The sequence below is a fragment of the Streptomyces sp. NPDC052036 genome (genome assembly GCF_040680495.1).
Classification (GTDB): Bacteria; Actinomycetota; Actinomycetes; order Streptomycetales; family Streptomycetaceae; genus Streptomyces.
On record NZ_JBFAWW010000004.1, the window covers coordinates 25827 to 39985 of the forward strand.

Genomic DNA, 14159 nt, shown 5'->3' on the forward strand with positions numbered 1-14159 from the left:
CCGCCCGCCCGCTCTCGCTTTGTACGATCGGATCATGGCACGCAATGTGGTGATCAGCGGCGGCGGCACGGGAATCGGACTCGCTGCGGCGCGGGCCTTCGCCGCGGACGGGGACCGGGTGCTGCTCATCGGGCGGCGCGCGGAGGTGCTGGAGCAGGCGGACGTGCCCGGGGCGCTCACCTACGCGGCCGATCTGAGCGATCCGCACGCCGTGCGCGGGGTCGCCCGGTACGTGGCGGACGAGTTGGGCACCGTGGACGTCCTCGTCAACAGCGCGGGCGGTGCCGGGCACCTGGAGCCCGAGGCGGAGGTCCATGACCCGCTCGGAGCGGTCGCGCACACCTGGACCGTCAACTTCCGGCTGAACGTGCTCACCGCGGCGCTGCTCACGGAGGCGCTCGGGGACCGGCTCGCCTCGCCCGGCGGCCGCGTGCTGTTCCTCAGCTCCATCGCGGCCTACCGGGGCTCCGGCAGCGGGGCGTACGCCGCGTCCAAGGCCGCGCTGCACCCGTACGCCTTCGATCTGGCCCGGCAGTTGGGGCCGCGCGGCATCACGGTGAACGTGGTCGCACCCGGCTATGTCGAGGACACCGGGTTCTTCGGCGACGCGATGGAGCCGGCGCGCCGGGACCGGCTCGTGGCCGAGACCTCGACCGGCCGCGCCGGGACGCCGGGGGACATCGCCCAGACCCTGCATTGGCTGGCGTCCCCCGGCGCCCGGCACATCACCGCGCAGGTGATCCAGGTCAACGGCGGCGCCGAGCGGGGCCACTGAAGGGCCCGGGACTCAGCCCCGGCCGGTCCGGGAGGACCCGTAGGCCTTGTGGAACCGGCCGTCGGGCGACCCCTGCGCCCCCGTGGCCATGCCCTCGGTCCCCGGGTGGCCGTTCCTGCTCGGCGGGGGCACCGCGCTCGCCGTGTTGACCCGGGGCAGCGCGTAGGGATGCTCCTCGTTCAGCCAGCGGATCATCCGCTCGCGCACGGCGACCCGCACCGTCCAGATGTCGTCCGAGTCCTTCGCGGTCATCAGCGCCCGCACCTGCATGGTGTTGGGCGTGCTGTCGGTGACCTGGAGGCCGAAGGCACGGCCGTCCCAGGCCGGGCACTCGCGCAGGATGTCGCGGAGCCTGTCGCGCATCGCCTCCACGGGCGCGGAGTGGTCGACGTGGAAGTAGACGATCCCGGTCATCTGGGCGCCGCCGCGGGACCAGTTCTCGAACGGCTGCGAGGTGAAGTACGACACCGGCATGGTGATCCGGCGCTCGTCCCACGTCCGTACCGTCAGAAACGTCAGGGTGATGTCCTCGACGGTGCCCCACTCGCTGTTCACCACGACCGTGTCGCCGATCCGGACCATGTCGCCGAACGCAATCTGGAGCCCCGCGAAGAGGTTGGCGAGCGTGGACTGCGCGGCGACACCGGCGACGATGCCGAGGATGCCGGCCGAGGCCAGCAGCGAGGTGCCGGCCGTCCGCATCGCCGGGAACGTCAGCAGCATCGCGCTGGCGGCCACCACCCCGACGACCGCCGCCACCACCCGCATGATCAGCGACACCTGGGTGCGCACGCGCCGGACCCGGGCCGGGTCGCGGTGGGCGCGGGCGTAGCGGGAGTACGACGTCTCGACGACCGCGCCCGCGATACGGATCACCAGCCAGGCGGCGGAACCGATGAGGATGAGCGTCAGCGTCCGTCCGACGGCGACCCGATGGGCCTCCAGCAGCTTCGCCTGGTCGTAGGAGCCTCTCAGCAGGGCCGCGCACAGGACGAGCTGGTAGGGGATGCGGGCGCGGCGGAGCAGGCCCCACAGGGGCGTCTCGGGGCGTCCGGCGTTCGCCTTGCGCAGCAGGAGGTCCGTGGCCCACCCGACAAGCACCGTGAGCACGACCGAGCCACCGACGACGATCACCGGGCGCAGTACGTTCTCCATGCCTTCGAACGTAACCGGCAGACGGCGTCATGAACCTGTGTCCCGGATCTCCCTGCGAACCCGCTGTTCACAGCGTTGTCCGTCCCTGCTGGCACCATGGGCTCATGAACATCATCCTCTTCCACTCGACGTACGGACCGCGGCCCGCGGTCCGGGCCGCCGCCGACCGGCTCCGGGCCGCCGGGCACGAGGTGTGGACCCCCGATCTGTTCGAGGGCCGCACCTTCGAGACGGTCGAGGAGGGCATGGCCTTCAAGGACGAGATCGGCAAGGAAGAGCTGCTGAAGCGGGCCGTCCTGGCCGCGGCGCCGTACTCGGAGCGGGGCGTGGTGTACGCGGGCTTCTCGCTCGGCGCGTCCATCGCGCAGACCCTGGCGCTCGGCGACAAGAACGCGCGCGGCCTTCTGCTGCTGCACGGCACGTCGGACATCGCGCCGAGCGCCTCGGCGGACGAGCTGCCGGTCCAGCTGCATGTGGCCGAGCCGGACCCGTTCGAGACGGACGACTGGCTCAGCGCCTGGTATCTGCAGATGGGCAGAGCGGGCGCGGACGTCGAGATCTACCGCTACGCGGGCGCCGGCCACCTCTACACCGACCCCGAGCTGCCGGACTACGACGAGGAGGCCGCCGAGGCCACCTGGCGGGTGGCGCTCGGCTTCCTCGACAGCCTGTAGTCGTCCGGTCCCCGGGGTCAGACCGGGTCGTAGGTCCGCTCGATCTTCTGCGTGCCACTGAGAGTGCGGTACGAGCGTTCCCACTTGGCGGTGGCGTTCGCGTCCGTGCGGTCGGACAGGACGTAGTAGTCCATCTGGGCGCGGGCGGCGGTGATGTCCAGCACGCCGAAGCCGTGCCGGTCGGTGTCCACCCAGTGGACATGCCGGTTGGCGGCCTCGATGAGCGGCGCGGCGACCACGGAGACCAGGCCCTCGGGGACCTTCACGATGTCGTCGAGGTTGTCCGAGGTCACCGAGGTGATGACGAACTCGGTGGCGGCCGACGGCGACAGCGGGTAGGTGCCCGCGTCCACGGGCACGTCGTTGGCCCACGACATGTGGATGTCACCGGTCAGGAAGACGGTGTTGCCGATGGCGTTCGAGCGCAGATGGTCGAGGAGTTCCCGGCGGTCGTGGGTGTAGCCGTCCCACTGGTCGGTGTTGACGCCGATCCCGTCCTGCGGCAGGTCGAGCAGCTTGGCGAGCGGCTTGAGCAGGTCGGCGGTGAGCGAGCCGATGACGAACGGCGCGATCATCACCGAGTTGCCGACCAGCCGCCACTTGGTGTCGGAGGCCTTCAGCCCCGCCTTCAGCCAGTCGAGCTGGGCGCGGCCGGTGATCGTGCGGTTCGGGTCGTCCACCGAGCCGCTGCCCGTGGACGCCTGCTGGGAGCGGAAGGAGCGCAGGTCCAGCAGGGACAGGTCGGCGAGCTTGCCGAAGCGCAGCCGCCGGTAGGTGGTGCCCTCGATCGCCTGGCGCACCGGCATCCACTCGAAGTACGCCTGCCGGGCGGCCGCCTTGCGGGCGGTCCAGGTGCCCTCGGCGCCCTCCGTGTGGTTGACCGCGCCGCCCGACCAGGCGTTGTCGGCGAACTCGTGGTCGTCCCAGATCGCGACGACCGGCGCCTTCAGATGCAGGGCCTGCAGGTCGGGGTCGGTCTTGTACTTGGCGTGCCGGATCCGGTAGTCGGCGAGCGTGATGATCTCGTTCGCCGGCGCGTGCGGGCGGACGACCGTGCCCCGGGCCGCGTACTCGCCGGACTTGTACTCGTAGATGTAGTCGCCGAGGTGCAGCCAGGCGTCCAGGTCGTTGCGGGCCGCGAGGTGGCGGTAGGCGGCGAAGTATCCGGCCTCCCAGTTGGCGCAGGTGACGACGCCGAAGCGCAGGCCGGACACGTCCGCGTTCGCCGCCGGCGCGGTGCGGGTACGGGCCACGGGGGAGTCGGTGCCGCCGGCCGAGAAACGGAACCAGTAGTCGGTGGCGGGCTGCAGACCGCGCACGTCCGCCTTGACGGTGTGGTCGGCGGCGGCGGTCGCGGTGACGGACCCCTTGGCGACGATGTTCGTGAGCGCCTTGTCCTTGGCGATGACCCACTCCACCCGAGTGTCCGGGCCGACCCCGGAGCCGGGTATCGCCTGAGGGGTGGGGGTCACGCGGGTCCACAGCAGAACGCCGTCGGGCAGCGGGTCGCCGGAGGCCACGCCGTGCAGGAACGCGGGGGCGTCGGAGGCGGCCCGGGCCGGGAGGGCGGCGGCGAGCGGGACGCCGATCACGGCCGTCGCGGCGGCGGCCTTGACGACCGTACGGCGGCGCGGGGAGAAGGAGCCGGAGCTCTCGGATGCTCTGTATCGACTGGTCACGGCCGATCAGGTTACTGATCGGTACGCGCAAGAGCGGGCGAACTCCGAAAGTTCGCCCGCTCTTCACTTGAGGGCTGGATTCCCCCTTGGCGTCAGCCCTTGAGGGCCGCGTCCACCACCCTGTTGAAGTCGGCCACCGTCAGGAGCGGGGTGCCGCCGTTGAGCTGCTTGCCGTCCATGACGAAGCCCGGGGTGCCGGTCACGCCGTCCTTGTTGTCGTCGAAGGTCTTCGACATGGCCATCGCCCAGGCGTCGTAGGTGCCCTTCTTGACCGCGTCCTGGAACTTCGTGTTGTTCTTCAGCGCGGGGACCGTGTCGGCGACCTTGATGAGGTAGCTGTCGTCCTTGAACTTGTCGGTCGTCTCGTCCGGGTGCCACTTCGTCGAGTACAGCGCGGACTTGTACTCCAGGAACGCCTCGGGGCTGACGTTCAGCGCGGCGCCCAGGGCGCTCAGCGCGTTCTTCGAGCCCTCGCCGTTGTCATGGCCGTCGATGAACGTGGCGCCGACGTACTGGAACTTGAACTTGCCGCTGTCGATGTCCTGCTTCACGGTCGTGCCGACGGTCTGCTCGAACTGGGCGCACACGGGGCAGCGCGGGTCCTCGTAGACCTTGAGGGTCTTCGGGGCGGTGTCCTTGCCGATGACGACCGTGGTGCCGTTCGTGCCCGTCGTGTTGGCCGGGGCGACGACCTTGGCGCTCTTCGCGGCCTCCCAGTGGGTGGGCTTGTTGCCCTGGACGACGGCGTAACCTATGCCGCCCGCCGCGGCCAGCACGGCCACGACCGAGGCGGCCACGATGATCTGCCGCTTCGCCTTGTCACGCTTGGCCTGCCGCTCGCGCTCGACGCGCAGCCGCTCACGGGCCGCCGTCTTCTCGGTCTGGCTGTTCCGCTTGCTCATGGTGTTCTCCTGTGGGACGCGCACGCTCGTGCGCGGGATACGGGTGGGGGGTGGTCGTGCTCGGGATGTCGCTCAGATCTCGGGATGTCGCTCAGATCAGGGCGACCGAGCACGGCGGTCCACGCCGTCCCAGGGAGTGCACGAAGAGGAGGGTGCGCAGGGCGGCGATCCGGGGTGCGGGGCGCTGCGCCCGGCGGGCCGGGGTGAGCTGAACCCGCACCGCGGCCGTCGCGATCAGCAGCGGCCGGAAGGTGTTCACCGCGATCGCGCCGAGCAGCTGCACCAGTGCCCGCTCGCCGCGGCGCAGCCAGGCGGCGGCGAGGAGCCCCACGCTCACATGGGCGGCGAGCAGCAGCCAGGCGGTCGCGGGGTCGGCGTGCGCGAGGAGCGCGGTGATCCGGTCGGTACCCGTACCGGTGCCCGCGGCCCGCATGAGCGGGGTGCCCACGCTGCCGCCGTTGCACAGCACGTCCAGGCCGACCGAGTGCAGCGGGCCGGTGACCGGGCCGCCCGCCCTGCCGTAGCAGGCGTGCTGGCCGGTGGTGAACACCGTGTCGGCGGTCAGCTCCAACGGCACCAGCAGGGCGGCGATCTTCCCGAAGCCGCGCTCGCAGCCGGCCAGCGCGTACGCGACGACGAAGACGGCGGCGGCTGTCACGGCCACCGTCCCCATCGGCAGGGGGACCTCGGACAGCAGCACGTGCGACGCGGTGCTGAGCGTCACGACAAGTGCCGTGAACAGCGCCGCGCGTACGGCTCTGAGGCGGGTCCCGGATATGTCCATAGCAGAGGAGAGTGTGTCATGTGCTCCGGTAAGGGAGCACTAAAGGTTTGCTGTGCCCGGTCCTTCCGTCACAGACCTGGAATCCGGCCGTTGCGGAACAGGTCCACGAAGACCTGGTGGTCGGCACGCGCGCGTGCGCCGTACGTGTGGGCGAAGTCCACCAGCAGCTCCGGGAAGCCAGGCTCGTCGGCGGCGATCGCCGCGTCGATGGCCCGCTCCGTCGAGAAGGGCACGAGGGACTCGCCGGACTGGTCGTCCGCCGCCGCGTGCATCGTGGCCGTGGCACGGCCGAGGTCGGCGACGACCGCGGCGATCTCCTCCGGGTCGTCGATGTCGCCCCAGTCCAGGTCCACGGCGTACGGCGACACCTCGGCGACCAGCTGGCCCGCGCCGTCCAGCTCCGTCCAGCCCAGCCAGGGGTCCGCGTGCGCCTGCAGGGCACGCTGGGAGATCACCGTGCGGTGGCCCTCGTGCTGGAAGTAGCCGCGGATCGCCGGGTCGGTGATGTGACGGGAGACGGCCGGGGTCTGGGCCTGCTTGATGTAGATCACCACGTCGTTCTCCAGGGCGTCGCTGTTGCCCTCGAGGAGGATGTTGTACGACGGCAGGCCCGCGGAGCCGATGCCGATGCCGCGGCGGCCCACCACGTCCTTCACGCGGTAGGAGTCCGGGCGGGCCAGGGACGACTCCGGGAGGGTCTCCAGATAGCCGTCGAAGGCCGCCAGCACCTTGTAGCGCGTGGCCGCGTCCAGCTCGATGGAGCCGCCGCCGGGCGCGAAGCGGCGCTCGAAGTCGCGGATCTCGGTCATCGAGTCCAGCAGCCCGAAGCGGGTCAGCGAGCGGGCGTCACGCAGCGCGTCCAGCAGCGGACCCTGGGCGGTGTCCAGGGTGAAGGGCGGGACCTCGTCGCTCTTGGCCCCGGTCGCCAGGGCGTGGACGCGCTCGCGGTAGGCCGCCGCGTAGACCCTGACCAGCTCGGTGATCTGCTCGTCGCTGAGCGCCTTCGCGTACCCGATCAGCGCCACGGAGGCGGCGAAGCGCTTCAGGTCCCAGGTGAAGGGGCCGACGTACGCCTCGTCGAAGTCGTTCACGTTGAAGATCAGGCGGCCCGTGGAGTCCATGTAGGTGCCGAAGTTCTCGGCGTGCAGATCGCCGTGGATCCACACGCGCGAGGTGCGGTCGTCCAGGTACGGGCCGCCGCGCTTCTCGGCGTCCAGGTCGTGGTAGAAGAGGCACGCCGTGCCCCGGTAGAACGCGAAGGCGGAAGCCGCCATCTTGCGGAACTTCACGCGGAACGCGGCCGGGTCGGCGGCGAGCAGCTCGCCGAAGGCGGTGTCGAAGACGGCGAGGATCTCCTCGCCGCGTTGCTCAGCGCTGAGCTGCGTGACCGACATCGCGGGATGCCTCCAGGTGCAGGTGGTGCGTGACGTGTGGGGGACCGGATCGTCCGTTCCCTTCCAACGGACGACGGTACGCGGAAAGTGCCCGTGTCCCCCGCACGAGGGCACGGACGGAAGGGCCCGTGTCCATCGCACGAAGATACGGATGCGCGGTCCGCCGCGTTCTGCGTCCCTCGGATTCCTGAGGTTCCTCGGGTTCTCCGGTCCCTCCGGATGAAGGTACGTGGGGAAGCCCGTCGGGTGTCAGTCCCGAGGCATAGACTTCAACGCTGTCCCCCCAGACTGTCCGCAGCCGGTCGGACATCCGTCACCGGGGGCCCGCCCGCCACCCGATCCCCGCCCTCAATTGGAGGCCGAAACCGTGTCCAAGCCGCCGTTCACGCACCTGCACGTCCACACCCAGTACTCGCTGCTGGACGGTGCCGCGCGGCTGAAGGACATGTTCAACGCGTGCAACGAGATGGGCATGACGCACATCGCCATGTCCGACCACGGCAACCTCCACGGGGCGTACGACTTCTTCCATACTGCGACGAAGGCCGGAATCACCCCGATCATCGGCATCGAGGCATATGTCGCCCCCGAGTCCCGGCGCAACAAGCGCAAGATCCTCTGGGGCCAGCCGCACCAGAAGCGGGACGACATCTCCGGTTCCGGTGGTTACACCCACAAGACGATGTGGGCGGTGAACAGGACGGGCCTGCACAACCTCTTCCGGCTGTCCTCGGACGCGTACGCCGAGGGCTGGCTGCAGAAGTGGCCCCGGATGGACAAGGAGACCATCGCGCAGTGGTCCGAGGGGATCGTGGCCTCCACCGGCTGCCCCTCCGGCGAGGTGCAGACCCGGCTGCGCCTCGGTCACTTCGACGAGGCCCTGAAGGCCGCCGCCGAGTACCAGGACATCTTCGGCAAGGACAAGTACTTCCTGGAGCTGATGGACCACGGCATCGAGATCGAGCGCCGGGTCCGCGACGGCCTGCTGGAGATCGGCAAGAAGCTCGGCATCCCGCCGCTGGTCACCAACGACTCGCACTACACCTACGCGCACGAGGCGGGCGCCCACGACGCCCTGCTGTGCATCCAGACCGGCAAGAACCTCTCCGACCCGGACCGCTTCAAGTTCGACGGCACCGGCTACTACCTGAAGTCCACGGACGAGATGTACGCCATCGACTCCTCGGACGCCTGGCAGGAGGGCTGCGCCAACACGCTCCTCGTCGCCGAGATGGTGGACACCAGCGGCATGTTCGAGAAGCGCGACCTCATGCCCAAGTTCGACATCCCCGAGGGCTACACCGAGGTGACCTGGTTCAAGGAGGAGGTCCGCCGCGGCATGGAGCGCCGCTTCCCGGGCGGCGTCCCCGAGGACCGCCAGAAGCAGGCCGACTACGAGATGGACGTCATCATCTCGATGGGCTTCCCCGGCTACTTCCTCGTGGTCGCCGACTTCATCATGTGGGCCAAGAACAACGGCATCGCGGTCGGCCCCGGCCGAGGCTCCGCGGCGGGCTCGATCGTCGCTTACGCCATGGGCATCACCGACCTCGACCCCATCCCGCACGGTCTGATCTTCGAGCGGTTCCTCAACCCCGAACGCATCTCCATGCCCGACGTCGACATCGACTTCGACGAGCGCCGGCGCGTCGAGGTGATCCGCTATGTGACGGAGAAGTACGGCGCCGACAAGGTCGCCATGATCGGCACGTACGGCACCATCAAGGCCAAGAACGCGATCAAGGACTCCGCGCGCGTGCTGGGCTACCCGTACGCGATGGGCGACCGCATCACCAAGGCCATGCCCGCCGACGTCCTCGGCAAGGGCATCCCGCTGTCCGGCATCACCGACCCGAACCACCCCCGCTACTCGGAGGCGGGCGAGGTGCGCGGGATGTACGAGAACGAGCCGGACGTGAAGAAGGTCATCGACACCGCCAAGGGTGTCGAGGGGCTGGTGCGCCAGATGGGTGTGCACGCGGCCGGCGTGATCATGTCCAGCGAGACCATCACCGAGCACGTGCCCGTCTGGGTCCGGCACACCGACGGCGTGACCATCACCCAGTGGGACTACCCGAGCTGTGAGTCGCTCGGCCTGCTGAAGATGGACTTCCTCGGTCTGCGCAACCTGACGATCATGGACGACGCCGTCAAGATGGTGAAGTCCAACAAGGGCATCGACATCGACCTGCTGGGTCTCCCGCTGGACGACCCCACGACCTTCGACCTGCTCCAGCGCGGCGACACGCTCGGTGTCTTCCAGTTCGACGGCGGCCCCATGCGCTCCCTGCTGCGCCTGATGAAGCCGGACAACTTCGAAGACATCTCCGCCGTCTCGGCCCTGTACCGCCCGGGCCCGATGGGCATGAACTCCCACACGAACTACGCGCTGCGCAAGAACAAGCAGCAGGAGATCACGCCGATCCACAAGGAGCTGGAGGAGCCCCTCGAGGAGGTCCTCGCGGTCACCTACGGCCTGATCGTCTACCAGGAGCAGGTGCAGAAGGCCGCCCAGATCATCGCCGGGTACTCGCTCGGCGAGGCCGACATCCTTCGCCGTGTGATGGGCAAGAAGAAGCCCGACGAGCTGGCGAAGAACTTCACCATCTTCCAGACGGGCGCCCGCAAGAACGGTTACAGCGACGAGGCCATCCAGGCCCTGTGGGACGTGCTGGTCCCGTTCGCCGGCTACGCCTTCAACAAGGCCCACTCCGCGGCGTACGGCCTGGTGTCGTACTGGACCGCCTATCTGAAGGCGAACCACCCCGCCGAGTACATGGCCGCGCTCCTCACCTCGGTCAAGGACGACAAGGACAAGTCGGCCGTCTATCTGAACGAGTGCCGCCGCATGGGCATCAAGGTGCTCCCGCCGAACGTCAACGAGTCGGAGGCGAACTTCGCCGCCCAGGGTGACGACGTGATCCTCTTCGGCCTCTCCGCCGTGCGCAACGTCGGTACGAACGTCGTGGAGTCGATCATCAAGTGCCGCAAGGCCAAGGGGAAGTACGCGTCCTTCCCGGACTACCTCGACAAGGTCGAGGCGGTCGTCTGCAACAAGCGCACCACGGAGTCGCTGATCAAGGCGGGCGCCTTCGACACGATGGGGCACACCCGCAAGGGCCTCACCGCGCAGTACGAGCCGATGATCGACAACGTGGTCGCGGTCAAGCGCAAGGAGGCCGAGGGCCAGTTCGACCTCTTCGGCGGTATGGGGGAGGAGCAGAGCGAGGAGCCCGGCTTCGGTCTGGACGTCACCTTCACCGACGAGGAGTGGGACAAGACCTATCTGCTCGCCCAGGAGCGGGAGATGCTCGGTCTCTACGTCTCCGATCACCCGCTCTTCGGCCTGGAGCACGTGCTGTCCGACAAGGCCGACGCGGGCATCTCGCAACTCACCGGAGGCGAGCACGCGGACGGCGCGGTCGTCACCATCGGCGGCATCATCTCGGGTCTGCAGCGCAAGATGACCAAGCAGGGCAACGCATGGGCGATCGCCACGGTCGAGGACCTCGCCGGCTCCATCGAGTGCATGTTCTTCCCGGCGACCTACCAGCTGGTGTCGACCCAACTCGTCGAGGACGCCGTGGTGTTCGTCAAGGGCCGCCTCGACAAGCGTGAGGACGTACCGCGGCTGGTCGCGATGGAACTCATGGTCCCGGACCTGTCGAACGCCGGCACCAACGCGCCCGTGGTGCTCACCATCCCCGCGATGAAGGTCACCCCGCCGATGGTGAGCCGCCTCGGTGAGATCCTCAGCCACCACAAGGGCGACAGCGAGGTGCGGATCAAGCTTCAGGGGCCGAGCAAGACGACCGTCCTCAGGCTGGACCGCCACCGCGTCAAGCCGGATCCCGCGCTCTACGGCGATCTGAAGGTCCTGCTCGGACCCTCCTGTCTGGCGGGCTGACCGCTCACGACGGCCCGTTCGCAACGACGGCGTACACGAGGGGCGCACCCATCAAAGGGTGCGCCCCTCTGTGCATATCCAGGCTCCCTGGCCACGCGGGGCTTCAGGTGCCCTGGCGCGGGCTTCAGTTGTGGCCGAAGCTCTTCTGCTTCTTACGGGCAACATCCGCAGGGCTGCCCTGCACCTGCGGTATCGGGGACTCGTGGGGCTCCGTGGCGGAGGACCTCTGCCCCTTCTCCTGGGGCTGCTCGGCCTGGGAGGAGCGGTTCTGCGGGCCCGCCTGCTTGCGGTTCTTGTTCTTGGCCATGGTGATCTGCCTCCTGTGGGGGATCTGAGGGCCAGAGCCGGGACCAGATTCACATAGCCTGACAACAGTCGCATGTCGGATAATTACCGTGTGTGACAACGCCTGTTCGTGCGGAGTCGTCCCGATCCGCCACGCCGAAGATCGAGTTCGGGCCGTTAACCTCCCCGTGGTCGGGCAGACTCGAAGGAAGCCCGAAGCAAACCTCCCGGAAAGAGGGTGGATCGCGTGGACCGCTGCATTGTCCTGGTGGACGCCGGGTATCTGCTCGGGGCTGCCGCGAGCCTGCTCGCCGGGGAGCCGTCGAGGTCCCGGATCACGGTCGACCACGCCGCCCTCATCCAGGGGCTGCGCGAGCGTGCCGAGTCCGACACCGAACGGCCCCTGCTGCGCATCTACTGGTTCGACGGCGCCCCCGACCGGGTCCCACAGCCCGAACACCGCAGGCTGCGCGTGATGCCCCGGGTGACCGTGCGGCTGGGCGCACTGACCCGCAGCGACGGGCGCTGGGCGCAGAAGGGCGTCGACGCCGCGATGCACGCCGAGCTGACCGAGCTGGCCCGCAACCGCGCCTGCTCGGACGTCGTGCTCGTCACCGGTGACGGGGATCTGCTGCCGGGCATGATGGCCGCCAAGGAGCACGGGGTCGCCGTGCACCTGTGGGCCGTGCAGGCCGCGGACGGCGACTACAACCAGTCCGAGGACCTGGTCGCCGAGGCCGACGAGCGGCGGGTGCTCGACCGCGCCTGGATCACCCAGGCCGTACGCGCCAGGGAACCGGGCGGGGTGTGTGCGTCCCAGCCGGACCCCCGTCCGGAGATCGCCGCGATCCTTTCCGCGCCCCTGCCCGAGTCGGGGCTCAGGAGCACGACGGACCGGCCCGCCCCGGAGCCGGAGCACACCGCGGCGACCGCGTCGCGCAACGGCACCCAGGAGCGCGTACCGGCGGCCAAGGGGGTGCCGACGCCGAAGGACCTGGCCGCGCTGCGGGCGCCCGGCCCGCAGACCGCGCAGCAGCCCGCCGGGGCGACGCTGCGCTGGTCCTCCGACAAGGGGTGGGTGGACCGGCCGGTCGCGGCGGAGTCGTCGGAGGCCGCCGCCCTGCCCACGCTGGCCCAGCTGACGACCGCGGAGCAGCGGTGGGCCGACCGGGAGGAGGACATCACCACGGTCGGCGGCGATCCCTACGAGGTAGGACAGGTGTTCGCCCGGCGGTGGACCGAACGGCTTGCCGACAGCTCCTGTCTGCACAGGCTCTCCGGCATGTATCCGCGGGTGCCGCACCGCATCGACGGGGAACTGCTGCGTTACGCGGCCCGCTTCGGCCTGCTCGCCCACAAGGACGACCAGATCGACGAGAACGACCGGTACGCGATCCGGGCGGGATTCTGGCGGGAGATCGACCAGCGCACCACGACGGAACACGCGTCCGGCGGCGAGTAGCGCACGGACGGCTCGGGCGGGCCCCGGGGCCCGCCCGGCGTCCGCCACCCCTTACCCTCGTCCTTTGTGAACACGCGCACCGCACAGGCACCACGGCAGGATGACGATGTCGTGTGCGCCGTGCGCGGGCTGACCAAGACCTATCCGGCGGTACGAGGCCGGCGCGGCGCGCCCGGGACGCCCGAGGTGCGGGCCACCGACGGCGTACGGCTGGACGTCCGGCGCGGGGAGGTCTTCGGGTTGCTCGGACCGAACGGCGCCGGCAAGTCCACCCTCGTACGCCAGCTGACCGGGCTGCTGCGGCCCGATCGAGGCAGCGTCGAGATCCTCGGCCATGACATCGTGCGCCACCCCGAGCGGGCCGCGCGGATCCTCGCCTACCTCGGGCAGGAGTCCACCGCCCTCGACGAGCTGACCGTCTCCCTCGCCGCCGAGACGACCGGGCGGCTGCGCGGTCTCGAACTGCGCAAGGCCCGCGCGGAGCGGGACGCGGTGCTCGACGAGCTCGGGCTCACCCCGATCGCCGGACGCCCGCTGAAGAAGCTCTCCGGCGGTCAGCGCCGGCTCGCCTGCCTGGCCGCCGCCCTGATGGGACAGCGGCCGCTGCTCGTGCTCGACGAGCCGACCACCGGGATGGACCCCGTCGCGCGGCGCGCCGTGTGGGCGGCCGTGGACCGGCGCAGGGCCGAGCGCGGCACGACCGTGGTGCTGGTCACCCACAACGTCATCGAGGCCGAGACCGTCCTCGACCGGGTCGCCGTCCTCGACCGGGGGCGGGTCATCGCCTGTGACACCCCGGCCGGGCTCAAGGAGCGGGTCGCGGGCGAGGTCCGGGTCGAGCTCGTTTGGCGCGAGCGGGCGCCGCTGGAGGTCCCGGAGGTCGCGGCGCTGCGCGCCCGCGCGGTGGAGTCCGGACGCCGCTGGTCGCTGCGTATGGCCCCGGAGGAGGCACGTGCGGCCGTCGCCACGGTCACCGGCGGTGCCGCCTTCGTCGCGCTCGACGACTTCACCCTGGCCACGCCCAGCCTGGAGGACGTCTATCTGGCGCTCGGCGGCAGCACCCAGGGTCTGGTGAAGGCATGAGCGTCCGGGGCGCCGGAGCCGTATGCACCGGAAGGGGCGCCGTGTCCGCGGGGGACGGG

At 70.0% G+C, this 14159-nt stretch carries 11 protein-coding genes; 5 read left to right on the top strand and 6 right to left on the bottom strand.

Features of this window, described 5'->3' with window-relative positions; all coding sequences use genetic code 11:
• The first annotated feature begins 34 nt into the window (after positions 1 to 34).
• Positions 35 to 775, top strand: coding sequence for an SDR family oxidoreductase (locus AB0L95_RS08390; protein WP_365158845.1), 741 nt, complete (start codon positions 35 to 37; stop codon positions 773 to 775).
• 12 nt (positions 776 to 787) lie between these two features.
• Here the strand turns inward: AB0L95_RS08390 and AB0L95_RS08395 are convergent, their stop codons facing one another.
• A complete protein-coding gene (locus tag AB0L95_RS08395; protein ID WP_365158848.1) occupies positions 788 to 1930 on the bottom strand; it encodes a mechanosensitive ion channel domain-containing protein in 1143 nt (380 codons plus the stop codon).
• Positions 1931 to 2034: 104 nt separating this feature from the next.
• Between AB0L95_RS08395 and AB0L95_RS08400 the strand changes: the two genes are divergently transcribed.
• Positions 2035 to 2604 carry a dienelactone hydrolase family protein gene (locus AB0L95_RS08400; RefSeq protein ID WP_365158851.1) on the top strand — a complete coding sequence of 190 codons (570 nt, stop codon included), beginning with the start codon at positions 2035 to 2037 and terminating at the stop codon, positions 2602 to 2604.
• 17 nt (positions 2605 to 2621) lie between these two features.
• Here AB0L95_RS08400 and AB0L95_RS08405 read toward each other — a convergent pair whose 3' ends face one another.
• The 4 genes from AB0L95_RS08405 to AB0L95_RS08420 all read right to left on the bottom strand — a co-directional run bounded on the left by AB0L95_RS08405 (position 2622) and on the right by AB0L95_RS08420 (position 7363).
• Positions 2622 to 4283, bottom strand: a complete 1662-nt coding sequence (locus tag AB0L95_RS08405; protein ID WP_365158854.1) for an alkaline phosphatase D family protein — start codon at positions 4281 to 4283, stop codon at positions 2622 to 2624.
• 92 nt (positions 4284 to 4375) lie between these two features.
• Positions 4376 to 5185, bottom strand: a complete 810-nt coding sequence (locus AB0L95_RS08410) for a thioredoxin domain-containing protein (protein ID WP_365158857.1) — start codon at positions 5183 to 5185, stop codon at positions 4376 to 4378.
• Positions 5186 to 5276: 91 nt separating this feature from the next.
• Entirely contained in the window at positions 5277 to 5969 is a 693-nt protein-coding gene (locus AB0L95_RS08415; RefSeq protein ID WP_365158860.1) for a hypothetical protein, read from the bottom strand.
• 68 nt (positions 5970 to 6037) lie between these two features.
• Positions 6038 to 7363 (bottom strand): DUF2252 domain-containing protein, encoded by a 1326-nt coding sequence (locus AB0L95_RS08420; RefSeq protein WP_365158863.1) that lies wholly within the window; start codon positions 7361 to 7363, stop codon positions 6038 to 6040.
• A gap of 367 nt (positions 7364 to 7730) precedes the next feature.
• On the opposite strand from AB0L95_RS08420, the gene dnaE reads away from it, so the two are divergent.
• Complete coding sequence (dnaE, locus tag AB0L95_RS08425; RefSeq protein ID WP_365158865.1) at positions 7731 to 11270, top strand: DNA polymerase III subunit alpha; 3540 nt, start codon at positions 7731 to 7733, stop codon at positions 11268 to 11270.
• Positions 11271 to 11394: 124 nt separating this feature from the next.
• Here the strand turns inward: dnaE and AB0L95_RS08430 are convergent, their stop codons facing one another.
• Positions 11395 to 11577: a hypothetical protein gene (locus tag AB0L95_RS08430; protein WP_365158868.1), complete on the bottom strand. Its 183-nt coding sequence runs from the start codon at positions 11575 to 11577 to the stop codon at positions 11395 to 11397.
• A 225-nt stretch (positions 11578 to 11802) separates the two neighbouring features.
• On the opposite strand from AB0L95_RS08430, the gene AB0L95_RS08435 reads away from it, so the two are divergent.
• Both AB0L95_RS08435 and AB0L95_RS08440 read left to right on the top strand, forming a co-directional pair.
• Positions 11803 to 13017, top strand: a complete 1215-nt coding sequence (locus AB0L95_RS08435; RefSeq protein WP_365158871.1) for an NYN domain-containing protein — start codon at positions 11803 to 11805, stop codon at positions 13015 to 13017.
• Between the two features lie 111 nt (positions 13018 to 13128).
• Positions 13129 to 14100 carry an ABC transporter ATP-binding protein gene (locus AB0L95_RS08440; RefSeq protein ID WP_365159613.1) on the top strand — a complete coding sequence of 324 codons (972 nt, stop codon included), beginning with the start codon at positions 13129 to 13131 and terminating at the stop codon, positions 14098 to 14100.
• Positions 14101 to 14159 lie beyond the last annotated feature (59 nt).

Bases quoted from the DNA above. Each gene is read 5' to 3' on its own strand.
- AB0L95_RS08390 (WP_365158845.1), top strand. From the start codon at position 35: ATGGCACGCAATGTGGTGATCAGCGGCGGCGGCACGGGAATCGGACTC.
- AB0L95_RS08395 (WP_365158848.1), bottom strand. From the start codon at position 1,930: ATGGAGAACGTACTGCGCCCGGTGATCGTCGTCGGTGGCTCGGTCGTG.
- AB0L95_RS08400 (WP_365158851.1), top strand. From the start codon at position 2,035: ATGAACATCATCCTCTTCCACTCGACGTACGGACCGCGGCCCGCGGTC.
- AB0L95_RS08410 (WP_365158857.1), bottom strand. From the start codon at position 5,185: ATGAGCAAGCGGAACAGCCAGACCGAGAAGACGGCGGCCCGTGAGCGG.
- AB0L95_RS08415 (WP_365158860.1), bottom strand. From the start codon at position 5,969: ATGGACATATCCGGGACCCGCCTCAGAGCCGTACGCGCGGCGCTGTTC.
- AB0L95_RS08420 (WP_365158863.1), bottom strand. From the start codon at position 7,363: ATGTCGGTCACGCAGCTCAGCGCTGAGCAACGCGGCGAGGAGATCCTC.
- AB0L95_RS08430 (WP_365158868.1), bottom strand. From the start codon at position 11,577: ATGGCCAAGAACAAGAACCGCAAGCAGGCGGGCCCGCAGAACCGCTCC.